The 1,377-nt window shown below is 62.3% G+C and carries 1 protein-coding gene and 1 pseudogene; both read right to left on the bottom strand.

Annotated features, from left to right (window positions below):
* Window positions 1-354, bottom strand: a pseudogene (locus ACNFCI_RS23890) (ATP-binding protein); the annotation flags it as partial.
* Window positions 355-421: 67 nt separating this feature from the next.
* Window positions 422-1,219: a helix-turn-helix domain-containing protein gene (locus tag ACNFCI_RS23895; RefSeq protein WP_416768411.1), complete on the bottom strand. Its 798-nt coding sequence runs from the start codon at window positions 1,217-1,219 to the stop codon at window positions 422-424.
* Window positions 1,220-1,377: the final 158 nt, after the last annotated feature.

Here is a 1,377-nt window from a genome sequence, read left to right on the forward strand (position 1 = left end):
TCGGACGATCGAGCTACCCAGGTGGGTCTTGCCGCACCCGACATTGCCGGTCAGCAGCAGAGAACGGCCCGCCCGGTAGTGTTCGGGGAATCGTGCGGCATAGTCGCGGCAGGTCTCCAATGCTTTGGCCTGGGGAGCGCCGGCACCCGTCCGGAAGGTGTCGAACGTAGAGCCGGAGAAGCGCGGGGTGATTCCGGCGGCGATCAAAGCCGCAGTTGCGCGCTCTACCTGGCGCTGTGCACTGGCCTGGCGGAACACGTCAGAGCCCCGTGGAGCCATGTTCAGGGCCTCCCAGGCGCAGCGCTTGCACCCGCGGGGTTGCATGGAGCCATCCAGTTGCTCTACTTCGCTCATGTCGACATCGCCATGAACAGGGCAATTGCCAGCGTAGGTCCGCATGGCTGGACGACGGTGGAACAGATCAGAAATTCGCTCGGCCATCGTGGCTCTCCTGGTACATGTCATCGGTGTGCTGAGGGAGGTTGCTGTATGCGTTCGGCTTGCCTGACCGAGAGCCAGCGTTCGCTGTCGACTCTGGGTAAACATCGGTCCAGCAACTCAGGGTGGACTTGTCGAGCACAGCGTCAGCGTTCGGGTGACCCTCCAGCTTTTTGGCAATCAGGTCACAGGCGCGCTTGGTCAACGGCGCACGCTTTGCTTTGCGCATTTCGCAGAAGTCAGCCCAGGCGCGGTCGGAACAGTTCTCCGGCTTGGCCGTCAGCGGGTCGAATCCCTCCTTGACCTTGCGCTTACCTTTCCCACCAGCTGAGGCGCCATCGCCTTCTTTACGGTTATGGGTGGTTAATTGGTGGTTAATTGACGGTTCGGGTGCATGCTGTGCACCCCGTTCTGTCGTGGCGTGCACCCCGTTGTGTTCTGGCGTGCACCCCGTTACGTCGTGACGTGCACCGGGTGCATGCTGTGCACCCCGTTCCATGGCGAGGTCATAGCAAACGGGAATGCGGTCGCGCTGGTTGATGTAGGCGACGGGAATTGCCTGGTTGCCACGGCGAATCACACCCGTTTGCTCCAGCTCGCGGAGGCGATACTGCACCGTCCGCGTGCTCAGTCCGGTATCGGTCGCCAGACGCGATACCGATGGAAAAGCCGCCCGTCCGTCTTGGTCGGCATAGTTGGCCAGGCACAGCAGGACGTGGCGTGCGTGCGACTCCACCACCTCCTGCTGCTGCAGGGCCCAGGTCATAGCTTGGACGCTCACAGCTCAAGCTCCTCTGTAACCCGGCGCACGAATTGGTCGTAGCTTTCGCTCATCACCAGGCCCTGGAGCTCCAGCGCCTCGCGATACGCCTTCGCGCTGCCGTACAGCACCCAACGCTCGCGCTCTGGTAGATTTCGGAATGCGGCATAGCTTGGCCA

The sequence above is a fragment of the Pseudomonas sp. NY15356 genome (assembly GCF_048068175.1).
GTDB classification, from domain to species: Bacteria; Pseudomonadota; Gammaproteobacteria; order Pseudomonadales; family Pseudomonadaceae; genus Aquipseudomonas; species Aquipseudomonas putida_K.